Below are 208 nucleotides of genomic sequence, written 5' to 3'. Positions count from 1 at the left end.
CTTCCGGCGCGGTGACGGTCAGTTCGCCGGTGACCGGCTTGGTGGCGTTCTCGGCGATGCTGATGTTGCCAGCGTCTGCGCCGTTGGCGTCGGGGACAGTCACGCCCGGCACGCCATCGGTGTGGCCATTGATGGTGACCGTGATGGTGGTGGTGCTGACGTCGCCGTCGGCGTCCTTGATCGTGTAGGTGAAGGTGTCCTTGAGCTG

General features: G+C 65.4%; 1 protein-coding gene. It reads right to left on the bottom strand.

Going from position 1 to position 208, the window contains the following annotated elements:
- A partial coding sequence (locus tag AC6LKD_RS32740) for a hypothetical protein (RefSeq protein WP_498118557.1) occupies nucleotides 1-208 on the bottom strand: 208 nt, incomplete at both ends.

The sequence above is a fragment of the Achromobacter sp. D7-1 genome (assembly GCF_059760445.1).
The sequence above is the reverse complement of the archived record's forward strand: the minus strand, read 5'-3'. Positions and strand labels throughout refer to the sequence as shown.